The 21,898-nt window shown below is 68.1% G+C and carries 15 protein-coding genes; 12 read left to right on the forward strand and 3 right to left on the reverse strand.

Going from position 1 to position 21,898, the window contains the following annotated elements; all coding sequences use genetic code 11:
• Positions 1–70: 70 nt before the first annotated feature.
• Positions 71–1,702 (reverse strand): methyl-accepting chemotaxis protein, encoded by a 1,632-nt coding sequence (locus AC3QL2_RS02880; RefSeq protein WP_493233844.1) that lies wholly within the window; start codon positions 1,700–1,702, stop codon positions 71–73.
• Positions 1,703–1,967: 265 nt separating this feature from the next.
• Here AC3QL2_RS02880 and AC3QL2_RS02885 point away from each other — a divergent pair, with 265 nt between their 5' ends.
• A complete protein-coding gene (locus AC3QL2_RS02885) occupies positions 1,968–3,164 on the forward strand; it encodes a S8 family peptidase (protein WP_493233845.1) in 1,197 nt (398 codons plus the stop codon).
• Between the two features lie 187 nt (positions 3,165–3,351).
• The gene (mutL, locus tag AC3QL2_RS02890) at positions 3,352–5,187 is read left to right on the forward strand and encodes a DNA mismatch repair endonuclease MutL (RefSeq protein WP_493233847.1); all 1,836 of its coding nucleotides are present in this window, start codon (positions 3,352–3,354) and stop codon (positions 5,185–5,187) included.
• Positions 5,188–5,217: 30 nt separating this feature from the next.
• Here the strand turns inward: mutL and AC3QL2_RS02895 are convergent, their stop codons facing one another.
• Positions 5,218–7,389 carry a putative bifunctional diguanylate cyclase/phosphodiesterase gene (locus tag AC3QL2_RS02895; RefSeq protein WP_493233848.1) on the reverse strand — a complete coding sequence of 724 codons (2,172 nt, stop codon included), beginning with the start codon at positions 7,387–7,389 and terminating at the stop codon, positions 5,218–5,220.
• Between the two features lie 8 nt (positions 7,390–7,397).
• Entirely contained in the window at positions 7,398–8,174 is a 777-nt protein-coding gene (locus AC3QL2_RS02900) for a hypothetical protein (RefSeq protein WP_493233850.1), read from the reverse strand.
• A gap of 355 nt (positions 8,175–8,529) precedes the next feature.
• On the opposite strand from AC3QL2_RS02900, the gene AC3QL2_RS02905 reads away from it, so the two are divergent.
• The 10 genes from AC3QL2_RS02905 to lysS all read left to right on the forward strand — a co-directional run bounded on the left by AC3QL2_RS02905 (position 8,530) and on the right by lysS (position 21,800).
• Positions 8,530–9,258 carry a pseudouridine synthase gene (locus AC3QL2_RS02905; protein ID WP_493233851.1) on the forward strand — a complete coding sequence of 243 codons (729 nt, stop codon included), beginning with the start codon at positions 8,530–8,532 and terminating at the stop codon, positions 9,256–9,258.
• Between the two features lie 2 nt (positions 9,259–9,260).
• Complete coding sequence (locus AC3QL2_RS02910; protein ID WP_493233853.1) at positions 9,261–10,724, forward strand: pseudouridine synthase; 1,464 nt, start codon at positions 9,261–9,263, stop codon at positions 10,722–10,724.
• A 164-nt stretch (positions 10,725–10,888) separates the two neighbouring features.
• Positions 10,889–11,539 carry a hypothetical protein gene (locus tag AC3QL2_RS02915; RefSeq protein ID WP_493233855.1) on the forward strand — a complete coding sequence of 217 codons (651 nt, stop codon included), beginning with the start codon at positions 10,889–10,891 and terminating at the stop codon, positions 11,537–11,539.
• Between the two features lie 93 nt (positions 11,540–11,632).
• Positions 11,633–12,737, forward strand: a protein-coding gene (gene prfB, locus AC3QL2_RS02920; RefSeq protein WP_493233856.1) for a peptide chain release factor 2 whose coding sequence is annotated in 2 segments (ribosomal slippage) — positions 11,633–11,713 and positions 11,715–12,737 — 1,104 coding nt in all. Because the reading frame shifts where the segments join, the coding sequence is not laid out codon by codon here.
• A gap of 60 nt (positions 12,738–12,797) precedes the next feature.
• A complete protein-coding gene (locus tag AC3QL2_RS02925; RefSeq protein WP_493233858.1) occupies positions 12,798–14,048 on the forward strand; it encodes a hypothetical protein in 1,251 nt (416 codons plus the stop codon).
• 7 nt (positions 14,049–14,055) lie between these two features.
• A complete protein-coding gene (locus AC3QL2_RS02930; protein ID WP_493233859.1) occupies positions 14,056–15,411 on the forward strand; it encodes a hypothetical protein in 1,356 nt (451 codons plus the stop codon).
• The gene (locus AC3QL2_RS02935) at positions 15,411–16,121 is read left to right on the forward strand and encodes a hypothetical protein (RefSeq protein ID WP_493233861.1); all 711 of its coding nucleotides are present in this window, start codon (positions 15,411–15,413) and stop codon (positions 16,119–16,121) included. Before AC3QL2_RS02930 ends, AC3QL2_RS02935 begins: the two co-directional genes overlap by 1 nt.
• Positions 16,121–18,922, forward strand: coding sequence for an AAA family ATPase (locus tag AC3QL2_RS02940; RefSeq protein WP_493233862.1), 2,802 nt, complete (start codon positions 16,121–16,123; stop codon positions 18,920–18,922). Before AC3QL2_RS02935 ends, AC3QL2_RS02940 begins: the two co-directional genes overlap by 1 nt.
• 163 nt (positions 18,923–19,085) lie before the next feature.
• Positions 19,086–20,183 (forward strand): GGDEF domain-containing protein, encoded by a 1,098-nt coding sequence (locus AC3QL2_RS02945; protein ID WP_493233864.1) that lies wholly within the window; start codon positions 19,086–19,088, stop codon positions 20,181–20,183.
• 117 nt (positions 20,184–20,300) lie between these two features.
• Positions 20,301–21,800, forward strand: a complete 1,500-nt coding sequence (gene lysS, locus AC3QL2_RS02950; protein WP_493233866.1) for a lysine--tRNA ligase — start codon at positions 20,301–20,303, stop codon at positions 21,798–21,800.
• Positions 21,801–21,898 lie beyond the last annotated feature (98 nt).

Raw genomic sequence — 21,898 nt, forward strand, 5'->3', positions numbered from 1 at the left:
GTCGATTGAGAGGCCGGAATTATACGGACTGCCCGCCGCGGGTGCGGACAGTCCGGGCCCGGCACCTGGTTCAGGACACGCGGAAGCGACCGATCTGCTGCTTCAGGTTGGTGGCGATCCCCTCAAGCTGATGGGCAATTGCCGTAGTGTCGCGGATGGTGCTGGTGGTGTCCTCCACCATGCCGGCGATCTGCTCGACCCGCTGGGCAATGGCCGTGCTCGCCGCGCTTTGCTCGCGCGTGGCATCGGCCACGTCACCGACCCGCTGCAGCGTGGCCCGCGCGCCCTCCTCGATGGACTTCAGCAACTCGGCGGCGGACGCTGCCAACTCGACCCCTTCCTGTACTTCCGGTAGCGCCGCGTTCATCGCGCCGACGGCACCGCCGGTGTCGCCCTGGATGCCGACGATCATCTGCTCGATCTCGGTGGTCGCCGCGGAAGTCCGTTCGGCCAGCTTGCGCACCTCGTCGGCCACCACCGCAAAGCCGCGCCCCTGCTCGCCAGCCCGTGCCGCCTCGATGGCGGCATTGAGCGCCAGCAGATTGGTCTGGGCAGCAATCTCCTTGATCACGTTAGCAATCGACGACACCTGGCAGGCCCGCTCCTCCAGCGCCCGGATACGCCCGGAGGCATCGGTGACGGTATCCGAAATCTTGCGGATCGCCGACGCCGCCAGGCCGACCCGTGTCGAACCTACCCCGGCGAGTTCGACGGCCTCCGTCGAGTAACGCGAGCTGTCGGTGGCGCTATCGGAAATATGGCTGGAGCTGACGGTCAGCTCCTCGATGGCGGCCGCCATTGCCGACGTGGCATCCGACTGCTGGTCGGCGGCGCCGGCAATCTGGTCGGAAGCCACCGCGATGCGCCCAGCGCTATCAACCAGACTGTCGGCCTCCCGGTTGATCTCCGCAACAAGGCTCCGCAAGGCCAGGACCATCGTTCCGGTCGCGTGCAGCAGACTACCCGACGGCGCCTCGCGCACTTCCACGCTGAGATCCCCCGCTGCCACCCTCTGCATCACGCCAGCCACTTCCGCGGGCTCGCCGCCGAGCTGACGCAGGATACTCGCGCCCAGCTGCCAGCCGAGGGCGCTCAAGGCCAGAAGCAGGACCACCGCAATGCCACCAAAGACCCGGGCAGTCGCGGCATAGGCCTTGTCGACATCGTCCATGTAAACGCCGGTGCCGACCGTCAGGCCCCACGGCTCGAAGAGCGCCGCATAGGCCAGGCGCGGTTCCGCCGCCTGCCCCTGGGCCCGTGCCCAGGTGTAGTCGATAAAGCCCCCTCCCTTCTGTGCAGCAGCCACGAATTCGCGGATCGTGTATTTGCCACGCGTATCCTGAACGTCCCACATGCGTTGCCCTTCCAGTTCCGGCCTGATCGGGTGCATGAAAGTCGTGCCGTCGCTCAAATACAAAAAGATGTATTCGTTGCCGCTATAGCGCAAGCCGCGCAGGACGTCCTTGGCACTCTGGCGGGCCTGCTCGTCGGATATCTTCCCGTCCCGCGCCTGGGCATGGAAATACTTGACCACGCTCAGCGCACTGTCGACCTGGCTCTTCAGTTTGTCCTGCCGTTCCTCGAGCATGCTCGATTTGAGCTCATAAAGGGCAATCGCGCATAGCGCCACCAATCCGAGTAAAGCCAGGCCAACCAGCGCCTGGATACGGGTGGATACACGCATGGAGTTCGCAACTTTCATTTATTCCTCCCACAGTTTTTTATTCGGACGACGAATTTCGCCGCTTTTCTGTTTCCCCTCATTTATTACGACCATCGCACATCGAGTTGAATAGCGATTTTCTATTCGCCTATTGATTTCTTGCATTTTGTTGACGAAACGCAAGAAGGTTTCAGTGCCAAGCCGCGTGATGGAAAAACAGCAAATGAAGCGCCGTCTTCTGTCATACACTGCTGCGCCACCAGATTTGATTTGCCGGAAAACGCGCAAACAGGAGGAACCCCAAATGCGTCGCCACACCCTGCCCTGCCTGCTGCCCCTTGCCCTCGCCACCGCACCGGTGGTCGCCGCGGCGGACACCAAGGCCTATATCGTGCAGTTCCAGGAATCCGCCGTGCAGGCGCCGGTCCGCAACGCCGTGCGTGACGGGCGCGTCGATGCCGACCCGCAGAACTGGGGCTATGTGGACAAGCGCGTCCTCGAGCGCACGCAGGATGTGGAAAGCCGCTACAAGGTGAAGGCACGCCACGCCTTCAGCAAGGTGATGAAGGGCTTCGCCGCCGACCTGACCGAAGCCCAGCTCACCCAGCTGAAGGCCGACCCGACTGTGCTGGCCATCGAGGAAGACCAACCGGTCTATGCCAGCGCCCAGAGCATCCCGTGGGGCGTCACGAAGACCCGCGACAACCTGTCCTCCACCCTGGCCGGCAACGGCAGCGGCACGGTCGGCGGCGTCAATGTGTATGTGATCGACACCGGCATCGCCAGCCACACCGACCTCAACCTGGTGGCCCACACCAACCTCGCCGGCGACGGCAAGAACTACGACTGCAACGGCCACGGAACCCACGTTGCCGGCACCATCGGCGCCAGGGACGACAGCGCCTACGTGGTCGGCATGGCCCCGGGCGTGCCCCTGACCGGCGTCAAGGTGCTCGACTGCACCGGCGCGGGCTACACCTCCACGGTCATCAAGGGCGTCGACTGGGTCACCGCCAACGCGGTAAAGCCGGCCGTAGCCAACATGAGCCTCGGCGGCGGCACCAGCACCATGCTCGACAGCGCCATCACCAAGTCGGTCAATTCCGGCGTGATGTACGCGATTGCCGCCGGCAACAGCGCGGTGGACGCCTGCACCCAGTCCCCCGCCCGCGTAGGCGGTTCGCTGGCCGGCGCGATCACCGTGGCCGCCACCGCCAACAACGATACCGAGGCCTCGTTCAGCAACTACGGAACCTGCGTGGACATCTGGGCGCCGGGCGTCAGCATCCTGTCCACCTATCTCAACAACGGCATGGCCACCGCCTCCGGCACCTCGATGTCCAGCCCCCACGCGGCCGGCGCCGCAGCGCTGTACCTGTCCCGCTACCCGACCGCCACGCCGGCCATGGTCGAAGCGGCGATCAAGCAGGGCGCCGTCACGCCGGGCACCCTCAGCAAGAACGGCCAGGCCATCAAGCGCCTGGACACCCTGTCCTTCTGATCCTCCGCCGCCCGCCCCCACCAAGCATCCCGCTGGGGGCGCGGCCAACCGCCCGGCTTCCTCCATCCGGGCAGGCCAGCCCCACCCCGTCGATGCCCCGCCCCTTGCATCAGCCTCACACGGGGGTCGGACTTGTGGCCGCCGCACATTACAATGCGTGCCCGCCTCCCCGAGCACGACGCGCAGCATGGCCATCCAGCTTCTCCCCGATCATCTGATCAACCAGATCGCCGCCGGCGAAGTCGTCGAGCGGCCGGCCTCGGTGCTCAAGGAGGTGCTGGAAAACGCCATGGACGCGGGCTCCACGGTGGTCGAGGTGCAGCTGGAACAAGGTGGCGTGCGGCGTATCCGCGTGGCCGACGACGGCTGCGGCATCCCCAAGGACGAGTTGCCCCTGGCGCTGGAGCGCCACGCCACCAGCAAGATCGGCAGCCTGGACGACCTGGAACACGTGGGCACGATGGGCTTCCGCGGTGAGGCGCTGGCGGCCATTGCCGCGGTGTCGCGGATGAGCATCACCAGCCGCGCCGACGGCGCCCCCCACGCCTGGCGCATCGACGCCGATCCCCGCGAGCTGGCCCCCGCCGCTCTCAACCACGGCAGCGTGGTGGATGTGGCCGACCTGTATTTCAATACCCCGGCGCGGCGCAAGTTCCTGAAGAGCGAAGGCACCGAGTTCGCCCATTGCGACGACGTCTTCCGGCGCGTCGCGCTGGCCCGCCCGGACGTGGCGCTGCAGCTGTCCCACAACGGCCGCGTCAGCCACCGGCTGCCGTCCGGCACCAAGGAGGCCCGCGTACGGTCCCTGCTCGGTGACGACTTCCTCGCCGCCGCCCGCCTCGTCGAAGCCGAGTCGGGCCTGCTGCGCCTCAGCGGCTACGCCTCGCTGCCGGCCTATTCGCGCAGCAACCGGGATGCCCAGTTCTTCTACGTCAATGGCCGCTTCGTACGCGACAAGCTGGTCACCCACGCGATCCGTGAAGCCTACGCCGACATCCTGCACGGCAGCCGCCATCCGGCCTATGTGCTGTTCCTGGAACTGGACCCCTACGGCGTCGACGTGAATGTGCATCCGGCCAAGATCGAGGTGCGCTTCCGTGACTCCCGGGCCGTGCACCAGTTCGTCTATCACGCGCTGACGCGGACGCTGGCGGCCTCCGGCGCCGGCGGCGCGGCCGCCACGGTGGACGGCGCCCCGCAGCAGCAGGATGCACCGGTCCAGAGCAGCGTCCGTTATCCCTCCCCCGGCATCCAGGCCCAGCCCTACCAGAGCCGCCTGGCGATGGAGCCGGCGTCACGGGCTTATTACGATTTCGCCGCCGCGGCCCGCCCGGACACCCCGACAGGACCCCGCGTGGACGAAGCCCACCCGTCGTCCACCACCTTCCAGCCGACCGCGACCATCGAGCGGGACAGTACGCCGCTGCCGGCCGGCGACCTGGCGCCGCCCCTCGGCTACGCGCTGGCCCAGTTGCATGGCGTGTACATCCTGGCCCAGAACGAAAGCGGTCTGATCCTGGTGGACATGCACGCCGCCCACGAGCGCATCCTCTACGAACGCCTGAAGACCCTGCTCGACGGCACACCCGGCATGCAGCGCCTGCTGATTCCGGCAGTGTTCGGCGTCGGCCCGAAGGACATGGCGAGCGCCGAAGAGCACGCCGACCTGCTGGCCCGCATGGGCTTCGAGATCGGCCCGGCCGGGCCGCAGGAGCTGGCCGTACGCAGCGTGCCGGCGCTGCTCGCCCGCGCGCCGGTCAGCGAGCTGGTCCGCGCGCTGCTGGCGGAGCTGCGCGACTATCCGGCCAGCGAGGTCGTCACCGCCCGCCGCAACGAACTGCTGGCGACCATGGCCTGCCACGGCGCGGTGAGAGCCAACCGCAACCTGACGATCCCGGAAATGAACGCGCTGCTGCGCGAGATGGAAGCCACCGAGCGCGCCGACCAGTGCAACCACGGCCGCCCGACCTGGACGGCCCTGAGCATGGCCGAGCTCGACAAGCTGTTCCTGCGCGGACGCTGAGCGCGCCCTGCCCGCCACGGGCAGGCCGGCTCAGGCGCTGCGTGCAGCCTCGCCGGCCCACGGCCACAGGGGGCCGCCATCCATGCGCTGCAGCTTGCCGAGTACCGACGCCACCGGCAGCGGCCGGTCGAAACGGTAGCCCTGGAACTCGTCGCAGCCCAGATCGCGCAGCAACTGGTGCTGCAGGCCGGTTTCGACCCCCTCGGCGACGACGGTCAGGCCCAAGCTGTGGCCCAGGCTGATGATCGCGCGGGAGAACTGCAGGTCTTCCGACTCCGGCTGCAGGCCATCGACGAAGGATTTGTCGATCTTGATCACGTCGATCGGGAGGCTCTTCAGGTAGGCCAGGCTCGAATAGCCGGTGCCGAAGTCATCCACCGCCACCGTCAGCCCCCGCGCCTTCAGTTCTGCGAGGGTATTGATCATGCGCTGGGGGTCCGCCATCAACTGGGTCTCGGTGATCTCCAGTTCGATGCACTGGGGCGGCAGGGCATGGCGTTCGAGCACGCTGAACAGGCGCGCTGCAAAGCCGCTGTCACGGAATAGCTGCACCGAGCAATTGATGGCCACCCGCGGGCAGGCCAGGCCGGCGCGCTGCCAGCCATCCAGATGGGCGGCGACGCTGCGGATCACGAAATCGGTGATCGGCACGATCAGGCCGGTTTCCTCCGCAATGCGGATGAAGCGTGCCGGCGACACCGGGCCAAACTCCGCACTGTTCCAGCGCAGCAAGGCCTCCATCGCGCGCAGCTCACCGTCGCGCCCGAGGCGCGGCTGATAGACCAGGGACAGTTCGCTGCGCTCTATCGCGCTGCGCAGCGCCATCTCCAGCGCCAGGCGCTCGGTGGCATTGGCGCCGATCTCCGGCGTGAAGCGGTGCACCCGCGCCCGCCCGGCGGCCTTGGCGGTGTACATCGCCGCGTCGGCCTGCTGCAGCAGCTGCGGCAGGTTGCGGGCATCCTCGGGGTAATGGGCCACGCCGATGCTGGAGGTCACGGTGACCTCCTTCTCGCCGAGCATCACCGGCCGGGAGATCGCCTCCTGCACCCGTGTCAGCACGGCCTCCACGTTGCCGCCCTGGGCGTCGTCCTCGAGCATCAGCACGAATTCGTCGCCACCGTAGCGGGCCAGCACGTCGGTCGATCGCAGGCACTGGGACAGGCGGTAGGCCACCGTCAGCAGCAGCTTGTCGCCGAACAGATGGCCCAGCGAGTCGTTGATGACCTTGAAGTTGTCCAGATCGATGAAGGCCACCAGCAGGTTATCGCCACGCCGGTCGGCCCGCCGCGCGGCCTCCTCGAAGCGCTCGGCGAAGCTCAGGCGGTTCAACAGCCCGGTCAACTGGTCGCGGGTAGCCTGGTAGCGCAGGCGGTTTTCGGCTTCCCGCTGGGCGGTGATGTCGCGCACCGAGCCCTCGTAGTACAGGAAGTTACCATCCACGTCGCGCACGCTGTGGGCGCTCTCGGAAATCCACACGATGCTGCCGTCGCGCCGGCGTACCGCGGAGACGAACTCCCGCACCTCGCCATCGGCCTGCATCTGCGTGATGAAGGCGGCGCGCCGCTCCGGGTCCACGTACAGCTGCCGACCCACGCTGCGCAGCTCGGCGATCAGCTGGGCCGGCGAATCGTAACCGTAGATCGCCGCCAGCGCCGGATTGGCCGCCAGGTACACGCCGTCCTTGGAAGTCTGGAACAGGCCTTCGCTGCCCGAATCGAAGATGCTGCGGTAACGCAGCTCGGCATCTGCCAGCTGCTGCTGGGCCGCCACCTCGTCGGTGATGTCCTTGATCTGCGCCTCGGTGTACAGCACCCCGCCATCGCCACAGCGCCCGGCGCCCTGCTCGCTGACCCAACGCACGCTGCCGTTGCGATGAGCAATCCGGTAATCGACCCGGTAGCGCCCCTCAGCCTGGGCCGCCTCGAGCACATGGGCCATCAGCGAGGCCTTGTCTTCGGCAACGACGAGGCGCTCGAACAGCGCGCCGTCCCGCATCAGCGCCTCGGCCGACCAGCCGCACAAGGCCTCGGCACCTTCGCTGACGAAGGTCAGGCTGCGCTCACCGGCGCCACCGACCAGTTGCCCCTGGATCACCATGCCCTCGAGGGCGGCCAGCACCCGTTCCGCCAGGGAGGCGTCCACCGCCCCCGCCGCCGGAACCAGCGCCACCCGCGCCGCGGCCTTGCCTGCCCCGAATGTCACCCGTCCGTTCATGCCCTACCCATCAATTCGTCGCCGACCCGACCGATCCACACGAACACCGTATCGATCGCCTCCGTCGCCAGTCTGTAGAAATCATCCACCGGGTAATCGACCCGTTCACGCAGGAATTCGGCCCGCACCACATGCACCAGACGTTCGGCGGCATTACGCGCCACCAACGCCTCGATCGGCGGCGCCACATCCCGGTAGCGCTGATTGGCGGCGACTAGCAGGGCCTCCGCCGACGAACACTGGAAGAACAGGCGGGTGCGCTTGAACGGCGAACACCGGCCCTCCGCGGCAATACCACAGCACAGGCCGCGGATCTGCCCCAGCGCCTCGGCCAGTGCCGGCAACTGGCAGGCATAGGCGCTCACCAGCCGATCCCGCTCCCGGTCCAGGCCCGCCCATTCGTCCACCAGACGTCCTGAGCGTTCGAGCACGCGTTCGAGCAGACGACAATGCCGCAGGAAGAGGATCTCGTCCGGGCACACGTCCCGACCGGCAAGCAACTGATGCCAGGCCGCCGCCAGCGTGGCGACAAAATCCCGTTCGCCGCCGGCATCGCCGTCCGCCCCTGGCGGACAGGTCTGCAGCGCCCGCTCGATGGCCTGCGACACCGCGCGCTGCACGAGCGGCAACTCCGCCTCGAGCCCCGGCCCCCCCGCACACAGCGCACGATGGCGCTGCACCGGTCGCAAGATGGCCAGCAGGGCGTCCGTGAAACGGAAATCGGCACGGAACTGGCGGAACCCCGCCGGCGCACAATGAACGACAGCCCCCATCAGTTCTCCCTGGACGTACCGGCAGAACAAGGGCGAACAAGAACCGGCCCAAACGACGGGCAGCTGGCGGATCGAGGCGAAATCACGGGATGTCTTCGAAGGAATTACGGGGATTGTGCACTGCAATTACGGGGTTGGCGAAGCAATCTTTAACGACTGTGACACCGAGAAGACAATGGAATGCCGGCCAGACGCCCCCTTCCGGCCAACAGGACACGCGTGACTCAGCTGGCCCCGATGGGACATCTCCGGCCCACTGAAAATGACAGCCACATCCCCCCTCCAAACTATCAAGGTTGCCTTCGACTCCACCACACGCGAAAATGAAAAGTTATTCCGCACTACCGCAATTTCCGTGAAACTCGAACGCATTCTGCAGAACCAGGGCTTCGGCAGCCGCCGCCAGTGCCGCCAGTGGGTGGAGCTCGGTGAAGTCCGCATCAACGGCGAGGTCGTGGACGATCCCGGCGCCGAGATCGACACCGCCGGCCTGGTCTTCGAAGTCGAAGGCCACAGCTGGACCTATCGCGACAAGACCTACGTCGCGCTGTACAAGCCGGCCGGCTACGAGTGCTCCCACGAGCCCAAGCACCACCGCAGCGTGTACTCCCTGCTGCCGCAGCAACTGGTGGCCCGCAACGTGCAGAGCGTCGGGCGCCTGGACCAGGACACCACCGGCCTGCTGCTGTTCTCCGACGACGGCGCCTTCATCCACAACCTGTCGTCGCCGAAGAAGCACGTGCCCAAGGTCTATCGCGCCGAACTGGCCGAAGCCGGCACGGAGGCCCTCGTGCAGCGCCTGCTCGAGGGCGTCGATCTGATCGACGAACCCCAGCCGGTGCCGGCCCTGCATGCGCAGCTGCTTGCCGAGCGCACGCTGGAAATGAGCATCGACCTGGGCAAGTACCACGTCGTCAAACGCATGATCGCCGCCGCTGGCAACCATGTGGAGCAACTCCATCGCAGCGGTTTCGGCGGCCTCCAGATCGGTGAAGGACCGCTGGCCGGGCTCGCCGAAGGCCAATGGGTCTACCTTGAAGAGGCCGACCTCCAACAATTGCATCCCGCCGCCAGAAAGGCCTGATCATGACCGACACGCTCCGCCGCCGCGCCCCGCTGCCCACCCGCGATGGCACACTGAAACTCAAGCCGCGCGCGGCCGGCACCGCCGAGGCGGCCCCGCAGGCCCCCGACAGCCCCAAGCCCAACAAGGACTGGCGCAAGCCGGCCGCCGGCAGCCAGGGCCGCAACCGCACCAAGGCCTCCTTCCCAGAGCAAGCCAACACGGAACCCGAGCGCCGCGGCCCGCGCCCGCCCCGCGACGGGGACGCCCCGCGCCAGGGCGGCGACCGCTTCCGCGACGATCGTCCGCCCCGCCCGGCCGGCGACCGGCCTGCCCGCCCCTTCGGCGACAAGCTGGCCCGCCCCTACAGCGAACGTACCGGCGGAGAGCGCACGGGCGACGAACGCCCGCGTAGCGACCGCTCCCGCGACGACCGCCCCCCCCGCCCAGCCGGCGACCGGCCAGCCCGTCCCTTCGGCGACAAGCCGGCCCGCCCCTACGGCGAACGTACCGGCGGAGAGCGTACGGGTGGCGAACGTCCGCGCTGGAGCGAAGAGCGCCCGGCCCGGCCCTTCGGCGACCGCCCGCCCCGGCGTCGCGACGACAGCCGCGGCAATGACGACAGCGCACCGCAACCGGCCAGCCGCCCCCGCGGCGAGTTCGGCAAGGCCGCGGAGGCCCGCCCGCCGCGCCACGAGCGCAAGCAGTGGACCGGCGAGCCGCGCCCGGCGCCCACCCCGTCCCCGCTGCGCGACGACGGTTCGATCCGCCTGTCCAAGCGGATGACCGAACTGGGCCTGTGCTCGCGCCGGGAGGCCGACGAATACATCGAGAAGGGCTGGGTCCGCGTGGACGGCCGCGTGGTCAGCGAACTCGGCTCCCGCGTCAAGCCGAACCAGAAGGTCGAACTCGACCGCCGCGGCCAGACCGCCCAGGACAGCCGCGTCACCATCCTCCTCAACAAGCCGGTCGGCTATGTGTCCGGCCAGGCCGAAGATGGCTACGAGCCGGCCAGCGTGCTGATCACCGCCGAGAACCGCTGGGCCGAGGATCCGTCCGAAAACCGCTACCTGCGCACCCACCACCGCGGCCTCGCGCCAGCCGGGCGGCTCGACATCGACTCCATCGGCCTGCTGGTGTTCACCCAGGACGGGCGCATCGCCCGCGCGCTGATCGGCGACGACTCAAGCATCGAGAAGGAATACCACGTGCGCGTCGAGGGCAGCCTCACCGACGAGGGCCTCAAGCTGCTCAACCACGGCCTGTCCCTCGACGGCGACGCGCTGCGCCCGGCCAAGGTCAGCTGGCTCAACGAAGACCAGCTGCGCTTCGTGCTGCGCGAAGGCAAAAAGCGCCAGATCCGCCGCATGTGCGAGCTGGTCGGCCTGAAGGTCGTCGGCCTCAAGCGCGTGCGCATCGGCCGCGTGATGCTCGGCAACCTGCCGCCGGGCCAGTGGCGCTACCTCGCCGCAAACGAGCTGTTCTGAGCGCCCACCCGGGCGACACGCGCGTGACATATCACGCCTGTAGCGTCCGGGCTGCGGGTTAGAATTCCCGGCCATGGCTGCCCCGCAAGGGGCTCCTCCGCCCTGGCCGGGCTGGAGGATGCCGCATCCCGCGCAGCATTCCACCCGCGACGTGACCGACAACGATGCTCCTTTCCTTCCTGTACCGTGCCCTGCTCGTGCTCCTGGTCGGCCTGGCCTGCGCCCCGGCGTGGGCTGAGCTGGACGAGACCTACGAAGGGATGCTGGTCCCCAACGAATTTGGAACCCTCATCCCGGTCACGCTCCAGCTGAAGGAACGGAGCGGCCAGCTGGGCGGCAGCCTCATTGCCGGCGCGCCGTTCAACGTGACGGCGCAGATCGTGTCCGGCGAGAACCGGTACGGGCAATGCAACATGAAGATCCCGCTGACGCCGTCCTTTACCCTGCGGCTGTACGGCAGCTGCCAGGAAGCCCTCTTCGAGGGCCGCTACACGATCTACACGACGCTGAAGGACGACAAGCCGAGAGGCACCTTCCGCCTGGTACGCAAGGAGATCGTCAAGAAGGCCGACGACGAGGACCAGCCGCGGCGCAGCAGCGTGGCGCCGCCGAGCGGCAGCGTCACCGAGTGCATCAAGACCAACACGCGTTGCCTGCTCGCCTGCCCGCAGGGCGACTACAACGTGGAGTTCCTGTGCTCCAACCGGTGCCGAAACAAATACCGGGCATGCAAGGCAAAGTTCTCTGCGGTCCCCGCCCCAAAGGCGGCCGGCCGCGACCTGCTGCCGGACGCCACCAGCACGCCCATGCGCTGAACGACGTGCAGCCCCCTCGCACACACCGGGCTGCCTCTGCTTCGCCCTGAAGGTATAATGCCCGGTTTTCCCGCACCAGCCAGGGCCCCGATCATGGAAGCAGAACGTCTCAACGCCATCTCCAACAAGCTCGCCGACCTGAAGGCCCGGGAGCTCGAACTTCGGAGGTATCTTTGACTACGATTCCAAGGCTGAGAAGCTGATCGAAGTCAGCAAGCAACTCGAAGATCCGGACATCTGGAACGACGCCAAGCACGCCCAGGAACTCGGCAAGGAAAAGAAAACCCTCGAAGGCGTCGTGGTGACGCTGCAGGAAATCGAGCAAGGCATTGCCGACGGCAAGGACCTGTTCGAACTTGCCTCGATGGAAGAGGACGAGGACACCATGCAGGCCGTCGAGGCCGATGTGGCCAGCGTCGAGGGCCGGGTCAGCGAACTCGAATTCCGCCGCATGTTCAGCAACCCGATGGACAGCAACGCCTGCTTCATCGAAATCCAGGCCGGCGCCGGTGGCACCGAGGCCCAGGACTGGGCTGGCATGCTCGAACGCATGTACCTGCGCTACGCCGAACGCAAAGGCTTCCAGGTCGAACTGCTGGAAGAGTCCGAAGGCGAAGTGGCCGGCATCAAGAGCTGCACGATCAAGGTCGGCGGCGAGTACGCCTACGGCTTCCTGCGCACGGAAACCGGCATCCACCGCCTGGTCCGCAAGAGCCCCTTCGACTCCAACGCGCGTCGCCACACCAGCTTCACGTCGGTGTTCGTCTTCCCCGAGGTGGACGATTCCATCGAGATCGAGATCAACCCGGCTGATGTGCGCACCGACACCTACCGCGCCTCCGGCGCCGGCGGCCAGCACATCAACAAGACCGACTCCGCGGTGCGTCTGACCCACATCCCCACCGGCATCGTCGTGCAGTGCCAGAACGACCGTTCCCAGCACCGCAACAAGGACGAAGCCTGGTCGATGCTGCGTGCTCGCCTCTACGAAGCCGAGCTACGCAAGCGCCAGGGCGAGCAGCAGAAGCTTGAGGACGCCAAGAGCGACATCGGCTGGGGCCACCAGATTCGCTCCTACGTGCTCGACCAGAGCCGCATCAAGGATCTGCGCACCAACTACGAAGTCGGCAACACCCAGGGCGTGCTCGACGGCGACCTGGACGGCTTCATCCAGGCCAGCCTGAAGCAAGGCGTGTAACGCGCGGTGGGGCCGCCAGCCGGCCCCACGCCCTCCCCTCTTTCCTGATCGAACCGCTACATGCTGCGAATCCTTGTCTGGCTGAGCGGCAGCATCGCGCTGCTGGCGGCGGCAGCCGTCGTCCTGGCCTTCCAGGCGGTGGAAGACACGCCGCTGGTCACATCCGGTGCCGCGCCGACACCGGCCGCGCTGATGCGCGCCAAGGCGATCCTGCGCAAGAACGACCCGCGCAAGCTCACCCGTGACGAACGGCGCGAGATCGACATCCCCGCGCCGGACCTGGATGCGCTGGTAGCCCTCGCCGCCCGCCGCGGCCTGCAGGCCGACACCCGCGTGGACCTGCGCCAGGGCGGCGCCGAGCTGCGCTACTCCGCCCAGCTGCCGCGCAATCCGCTCGGCAGCTACCTCAACGTAAACGCCCAGCTCGGTGCCGGCGCCGACGGCCTGCGCTTCGAGCAGGTGCGCGTCGGCCGCGTGCCGGTGCCGCCGGCACTCTTCCAGGCCGCCCTCACCCATTACCTGCAGCGCACCCAGCTCGCACCGGACCTCGCCCTGCTGGCGCGCAGCATCGACCGGATCGCCGTCACGCCGACCGGCGTCCGCATGGCATACACCTGGCAACCCGAGCTGCTCGACTCGGCGCGCGCGCTGGCTATCGAACCGGCCCGGCGCGACGGCCTGGCCGACGCCCAGCGGCGCCTGGTGGCGCGCATCGACAGCCTCGGCAGCCGCTCCAGCGCGCCGCTGGCCGCGGTACTTGGCCCGCTGCTGCAGGAAGCCGGCGAGCGGCGCAACGCCGGCGAACGCAGCAATGCCTACCGGGACATCCTGCTCGTCACCGCCGCCCAGCTGTCCGGCCACGACATCGCGCTGCTGATTCCCGAAGCCCGCCAGTGGCCGCGCGCCCACCCGATCACGCTGACCCTGCGCGGCCGCGAAGACCTCGCCCAGCATTTCACCGTCTCCGCCGCGCTGGCCGCGTGGGCCGGCGAACCGCTGGCCAACGCCATCGGGCTCGACAAGGAAGTCAGCGACTCCCGCGGCGGCAGCGGCTTCTCCTTCGTCGACCTGGCCGCCGACCGGGCCGGTACACGCCTCGGCGAACTCGCCGCACGCGATCCCGAGCGTCTCGCCGCGGCGATCTCCGCCGGCCTGCGCGACGCCGCCCTGCTGCCACCGATCGACGGCCTGCCCGAATCCATGATGGCCGACGAGTTCCAGCGCCGCTTCGGCGGCGTCGATGCGCCGGCCTACAAGCGCATGGCCGACGAAGTCGAACGCCGCGTCGCCGCCCTCGCCCTGTTCCGCTAAGCCCCGCATGAACGAAGTCCGCCTGGAAGAACTGCTGGCCCCCGGCGTCGCCGCCGACGACGTCCCCGAACTCGCCCCGCTGATCCAAGCCCGCCCGCTGCTATCCGCCTTCAGCACGCTGTTCCACGGCAGCGAGGCCGAAGTGCTGATGCGCCTCTTGGTGCTGCGCGAGATCGGCAGGGAGACCGACGCCCCGCGCTGGGAACCGGAGCAGCTGCGCCAGCGCTTCTCCTTCCTCGACCACGTCAAGCTCGAGACGGTGCTGCGCCGCCTGCGCAGCAACGGCCTGCTGGAGATCGGCGATGACAACCTGTATGCGCTGTCCGACCTCGGCCGCAACGCCGTGGCGGCAATCGGCATGCTGGTCAGCTTCAGTGCCGAAGACGACCTGGAGCTGGGCTTCCTCACCGCCCAGCTGGCCGGCCTGCAGGCCGTCGGCAGCGTCACGCCGGAAGCCCTCGGCCACCTGCTCGGCAAGCTCAACGACCTGGCCTGGCACTTCGAGGAGGCCATCGCCTCCGGCTCCGAGTTCCGCATCGCCGACGCCCGCCGCCGCCTGTCCGCCAACACCCGCTGGATCGAAAAAGGCACCGAAGTCCTGCACCAACTGCTGGCCGATCCCGACGTGCCCTTCGACCTGGCCCGCATCGCCCAGCGCATCGGCCTCGCCCAGTCACGCCTGGCCCGCGTGGACGCGGCCTTCCAGCGGGCGGTGAACAAGATCGAAGCCCAGCGCGTGACCCTCGGCGGCTCCGGCATCTCGTCCAGCGACGTGGCCGCCTGGCTGCGCAGCCTGGACGCCCGCAAGCTGGCCGGCCTGGCGGTCGGCTGCCTCGCCCCGGCGCCCGAACTCACCCTGCTGGCCGGCGGCCACGAACTCCTCGACCGGGCCGAAATGGCGCTGTCGGAAGAAGCCCGGCAGATGGAAGCCGACATCGCGCTGCCGAACACCGAGGAAGCCCCCAGCCGCAACCAGCCGGAACAGGAAGACCTGCGCCTGCTCCAGCACTTCAGCCAGCGCCTGTCGCGCCTCACCGAACCCGGCCAGGCGCCGGCCAGCCTGGCCAGCGTGGTCACCGGCGGCGGCTTCCCGGCCGCCTCCTACCGCCTGTCCCTGCTGGCCCTGCTGGCCGACGGCGGCGGCGAAGGCGGCGCGACGCCGGCCGACGGCCCGATCGGCGAGTTCATGCGCCTGCCCCTCGAAGTGCGCTTCGACGCCGCCACCGTGAAGGTCGGCGAAGACGAGATCGCCGCCATGTCCGCCGGCCTGGTCGGCGCCCACGGCAGCCTGCCGGCCCCCGAAGCGGTGCCCGTCCTCGACGCCGCGCCCGAATCCTCCGCATCCCTTTCCGACCAAGCCTGATGGAACAACAGATCCGGACCCTCACCGCCCGCCTGCTGGCCAGCCGCAGCCTGCCGCGCACCGACCCGCTGGTGCGCCGCGCGCTGGTGGACGAGACCTTCCGCGTCGAACTCGACGCCCGCCTCGCCGCCGTCGGCCTGCAGCTCATCGACAACCCCTACGCCGAGCACGTCGCCACCGCCCTCACCGAGGACATGCACGAGCCGGTGTTCGGCGCCACCCGCGAGTACGCCGCCAGCAACATCGGCCTGACCCGCGACCAGCTGGCGCTGCTGGTGGTCATCTGGGCGCTGATCATCCTGCCCAAGCGCGAGCGCCAGGTGAATCGCCAAAAGCTCGGCGACGACGGCCAGGGCGACATGTTCAGCAAAGACGCGCCGGTGGAGCGTGGCGACGCCGTCTCCAGCCCCATCGTCGAAGCCTCCCTGCTGGCCGACTTCGCCAACACCCTCGGCCACAAGACCTACGTGCAGGGCAAGCTGCTGTCCCGCCTGGCCCAGCTCGGCTTCATCGAGCGCAAGGCCGGCATGATCCACGAAGGCCCGCTGCTCGACGTGCTGCTCGACTACCGCACCCTCGCCGACCGCATCGTGCACGGCACCCTCGGCGAAGTGCTCGCCCAGGCCGGACACCCGCTGCCCAGCCTCGAAGCCTTTGCAGAGGACGACACCGCCCACGTCGAAGAGGCTGAAGCGGAGGACGACTACTAATGTTCCACATCAAGCAACTCGAACTGGTCCACTGGGACTACTGGCGTCGCTTCAGCCTGCCGCTGGACGCCCAGATCATCACCATCGTCGGCCCCAACGGCTCCGGCAAGACCACCCTGCTCGACGCGCTGCGCACCCTGTTCGGCCTGCGCTGCTCCGGCAAGCGCGACTTCCGCCGCTACGTGCGCCGCGCCAACCGCAGCTTTGCGTGGATCCGCGCGGTGGTCGCCAACCGACCCGGCAGCACCGGCAAGCGCCCCTTCTTCCCGTGCCTGAAGGACGAAGTGACGCTGGCCTGCCGCATCCGCCGCGCCGGCGGCGACTGGACCCGCGACTACGCCATCGCCGACGGAGACGTCCCCATCGAGACGCTGGAAGCCAACGAAAACAAGGCCGTCGAATGGGTCGGCTACCGGGACTACCAGAGCCGCCTGGCCTGGGGCGGCCTGACGCCGGCCATCGCCAAGGTGCTGGCGCTGGAGCAGGGCGACACCGACAAGCTGTGCGAATACTCGCCGAAAGCGCTGCTCGAACTGGTCTTTGACGTGTTCGGCGACAAGGAAGTGCTCGACAACTATGCCGCCGCCCGCGAGGAGCAGAGCAACGCCGAGAAGGAGCTCGAAGCCCTCGGCCTCGACCTCGACCGCCTGCGCGCCCAGGCCGAAGCCAAGCGCCTGGAAGCCGACCGCTTCCTAGAATGGAAGCAGCTCAACGACGAAGCCACCGCGCTGGCCGGCGAGATCGTGCCGCGCCTGGAGGCCGCCGAGCTGATGCGCGACATCGAGCAGGCCCGCGCCGACATCGCGCGTGGGCGTCTCGACTTCCAGAAAGGTGACGAGGAGCTGGCCGGCCACAAGGCCCGCACCGCCGAGGTGGAAGCCGAAAAGGCCGCCGCCGAAACGGAACGCAAGGCCGCCCGCAGCCGCGAGCTGGAAGCCGAGAAGGCCCACCTGACCGCCCACGACGACGTCCGCGACTTCGAGAAGCTGCTCGCCGAGCGCTCGGCCCTGCGCGCGCGCCTGGCCCGCGAGGCCGGCGACGGCGCGGTGGACCTGGAAGCCGCCTACGCCAAGGCCGACGCCCGCCTGCTCACGCTGCAGCGCCAGGAACGGGCCGCCATCGCCGCCTTCGAGGAAAAGACCACCCAGCTGCGCGCCACCCGCGAACACCGCGGTCCGCCGCCCGACGGCGAAGTCAGCCGCTTCCGCAAGCGCCTCGGCGACGCCAGCATCGCCCACCGGGCCCTGTCCGAAATCATCGAGGTCACCGACCCAGACTGGCAGGGCGCCGTCGAAGCCGTGCTGCGCCCCTACCGCAACGTGATCCTGCTCGAACGGGAACAGGACCGCCACGCAGCCTGGGCGCTGGGGGAGCAGGAACGCTTCCGCCACTTCATCGTGCCGGAACTGGAAGCCGCGCCGCCGGCCGTCGACGGCTCGCTGGCCGAAGTGATCCGCTTCGCCGACGACGTGCCGCGCTGGCTGGCCGACCTGCTCAACCGCATCCAGCGCGTCGAGGACGCCGACTCTGCCCGCCACCTGCCCAAGGAAACCGAGTGGATCACCCGCGACGGCTACCACCGGGAACGTCGCGGCGCCCGCCACCTGGGCAAGCCGACCGAATTCCATTTCGGTGAGCTGGCCCGCAGCGCCCGCCTCAAGCAGCTCGACGCCGACATGCACAGCATCGACGCCCGCCTGCGCGAACTACGCCCCGAGCTGGATGCCGCCAAGGAAGAAACCGACGCGCTGCGCGCCCGCCTGCACGGCATCGAAGCCGCCCAGCTTCTGGCCGCCCGCGCCGAAGCCTTCGAACAGGCCGAGGCCGCGCTGCCCAACGCCAAGGCGCGCCTCACCGCCGCGATTGCCGCGCGTGCCGACTCCAAGGGCGACGTGGATAAGATCGACCAGCGCCTGCGCGGCGTCGACATCGAGCTCGACCGCCGCAAGCGCGAGATCTCTGCCCTCGCCCGCAAGGCCCAGGAACTCGCCGAGAACGAAGCCCCGCGCCGCCGCGAGCAGGCCCGCCGCATCCAGCGCCTGCGCCAGCTGCGCCGCAACATGCCGGCCGACTGGCGCGAACCGCAGCAGACCGCGCTGCTGGTGGACAAGTACGGCGACGCCCGCGGCGCCCGCACCGACCTGGAACGCCTGCGCCAGCGCCTCAACGACGGCGACTGGATCACCGACGACACGGTGCTGACCCTGGCCGGCCGCCTGAAGGCCGACCTGCAGCAGCGCGAACGCGACTACGCCGAACGGGAAGCCTACTTCGCGACGACCCGCCGCCTCACCTCCGACGCCCGCGCCGCCTACATCGCCAAGCTGCGCATCACCATCCGCCAGTACGGCAAGAACCTGCGCGCCCTCGGCGACCTCGCCAACGTGGACGTGGACTGCCCGGTGCCGGTGTTCGAGAACGAAGACCGGGCGCTGGCCTCCGCCGGCCTCGAAGTGCGTTTCGACTTCGACCGCAAGGGCGCCGTCGGCCTCAACGACGGCGAAGCCTCCGGCGGCCAGCAGGTCATGAAGTCGCTGATCCTGCTGATCGCACTGCTGATGGACGAAGCCCGCCCCGGCGGCTTCGTGTTCATCGACGAGCCCTTCGCGCACCTGGACATCGCCAACATCGACCGCGTCGGCACCTTCCTGCGCGCCACCCGCGCCCAGTACCTGATCACCACGCCGGTCACCCACAACGCCAACGTCTTCGCGCCGGCCCAGCTCACGCTGGTCACCCGCAAGAAGAAACCCGGCGACGACTGGGCCCCGCCGATCGGCCTGATCCAGCGCAACGTCTGAGCGGGGCGGCGGAACTATCCGCCGCCTCCTCATGACAAAACCATGCTACAAAGGAAAAGGCGCACGAAAAATGCGCCATCATTCGTTACGCTGCCTGTTTTGGGCTTCAGAATCCACCGCGACGGACGTTAATCGGCCCTCAAGACCCAGACCCGACCCATTCATGCGCCAGCCCCCGGCGGCCCTGCCCGATTCCTCCCGCACCTTTGCGCTGCTTGCCAGCGTGGAAACCCTGTCGCGCATCCGGGACCTGCGCGAGATCTATCGGCACACCACCGAGACGGCCATGCGCTTTCTCGACGGCAGCTATGGCCTGCTCTTCGCCGTGCGCTTCACGCCTCCGGAGCTCACCGTCGGGCTGCTCGGCTACTGCGTCGCCGACAGCACTGCGACCTACTGGGACGACGTCTGCGACGGCCGCTCCTGGCTTCCGGTAGACCCGCTGCTGTCCAGTTGCCTGCATGCCGATTTCGGCCACGCAGCGGTACGCGAAGGCGATACCTGGCGCCTGGCCTTCGCGGTCGGCTCCCTTGGCCAGGCCCGCTGGGTGCTGGAGATCCATAGCCCCAAGGAACCCACCGAAGCCGACTGCACGGCCCTCGGCCTGTTCCTGCGTTGCTTCGACAACCAGCACCACGGCTGGGAATACGCCAACCTCGACACCCTTACGCGGCTCCTCAACCGGCGCACCTTCGACGACGATTTCGAACGCCTGATCGCAGCCGCCGAACAGGCCGAACAAGCACGCCTCGATGCCGATCGCCGCGAGTACGGCCTCACCGTCAGCCAGCCATGCTGGCTCGCCGTGGCCGACATCGACCACTTCAAGAGCATCAACGACAACTACGGCCACCTGTTCGGCGACGAAGTGCTGCTGCGCATTGCAGACCTGATGCGGCAGAGCTTCCGCAACCACGACAAGCTGTTCCGCTTCGGCGGCGAGGAGTTTGTGGTCATGCTGCGCAATGTCACCGAAGACAATGTGCAGGGCATCTTCGACCGTTTCCGCGAAGCCGTCGCCCAGCATGAGTTCCCACGGGTCGGGCGCGTAGCCTGTTCGGTGGGCTTCGCGCGCATCGACCCACGCCTGTCGCCGGCCGAGCTGCTCGGCCGCGCGGATGAGGCCCTGTACTACTCCAAGGAGCACGGCCGCAACCAGGTCAATGGCTTCGACGAACTGGTGATGAGCGGCAAACTGCGCCTCACCATCCCGGCCGGCCAGGCCCAGATCCAGTCCGACATCGACGAGATCTTCCTGTAGCCGGGCACCGATCTCGTGCCCGGCCGCGACGGGCGGGCCGGAATATGTCAAAATTCAGGGCTTTGCGGCATTCCGTGCATCCTTGCCGCGCCCATTTCGTTGATTTAAGAGCCCATCATGTCCGACCAGACCTCCTCGCCCGCCCAGGATGAAAACCACCTGATCGCCGAGCGCCGGCAGAAACTCGCCGAATGGCGTGCCTCCGGCAAGGCGTATCCGAACGACTTCTCCCGGGAGAACACCGCCGGCAAGCTCGACGAGGTCTATGGCGAGAAATCCGCCGAAGAGCTCGAAGCCCTCCCGGTCGAGGTCAAGGTCGCCGGCCGCATCATGCTCAAGCGCGTGATGGGCAAGGCCAGCTTCATCACCATCCAGGACCTGTCCGGGCGCATCCAGCTCTACGTCACCCGCGACAGCATCGGCGAAGAGGCGTACGCCGACTTCAAGCACTGGGACATCGGCGACATCGTCGGCACCGTCGGCGTGCTCTTCCGCACCAAGACCGGCGAGCTGTCCATCAAGTCGTCCGAGCTGCGCCTGCTGACCAAGAGCCTGCGCCCGCTGCCCGACAAGTTCCACGGCCTGGCCGACGTCGAAACCAAGTACCGCCAGCGCTACGTGGACCTCATCATGAGTGAGGAATCGCGCCACACCTTCGTGGCCCGCAGCCGCCTGATCCAGTCGATCCGCAACTACATGACCGGCCACGGCTTCCTCGAAGTCGAGACGCCGATGATGCACCCCATCCCCGGCGGCGCCGCAGCCAAGCCCTTCGTCACCCACCACAATGCCCTCGACATGCAGCAGTTCCTGCGCATTGCGCCGGAGCTCTACCTCAAGCGCCTGGTGGTCGGCGGCTTCGAGAAGGTCTTCGAGGTCAACCGCAACTTCCGCAACGAAGGCCTGTCGCCGCGCCACAACCCCGAATTCACGATGATGGAGTTCTACGAGGCCTACGCGGACTACCGCAGCCTCATGGACTTCACCGAAGGCCTGCTGCGCCACGCCGCCCGCGAGGCACTGGGCACCGAGGTGTTCACCTACCAGGGCCGCCAGCTGGACCTGTCCAAGCCCTTCCACCGCCTGACCATCGTCGACGCGATCCGCAAGCACCACCCCGGCTTCACCGACGCCCAGCTGGGCGACACCGAATGGCTCAAGCAGAAGATCAAGGACTTCGGCGAGAAGGTCAAGCCGGGCGGCCTCGGCAGCCTGCAGCTGCAGCTCTTCGAAGCCTGCGCCGAAGCCGAGACCTGGGAACCGACCTTCATCATCGACTACCCGGTCGAAGTCAGCCCGCTGGCCCGCGCCTCCGACAGCAACCCGGACATCACCGAGCGCTTCGAGCTGTTCATCGTCGGCCGCGAAATCGCCAACGGCTTCTCCGAGCTCAACGACCCCGAAGACCAGGCCGCCCGCTTCCAGGCCCAGGCCCAGGCCAAGGACGCCGGCGACGAGGAAGCCATGTACTACGACGCCGACTACATCCGTGCGCTGGAGTACGGCCTGCCCCCGACCGGCGGCTGCGGCATCGGCATCGACCGCCTGATCATGCTGCTGACCGACAGCCCAGCGATCCGCGACGTGATCCTGTTCCCGCAGATGCGTCCGGAGTAAGCCCATGACGGTCATGCCGTCGCGCTGAAAAGACAGAAGCCCGTACGGTTTGCGCCGTACGGGCTTTTTTTCGCACTCGCCCCGGGCCACAAGACGCC

The sequence above is a fragment of the Zoogloea sp. GW822-FHT05C07 genome, assembly GCF_058800215.1.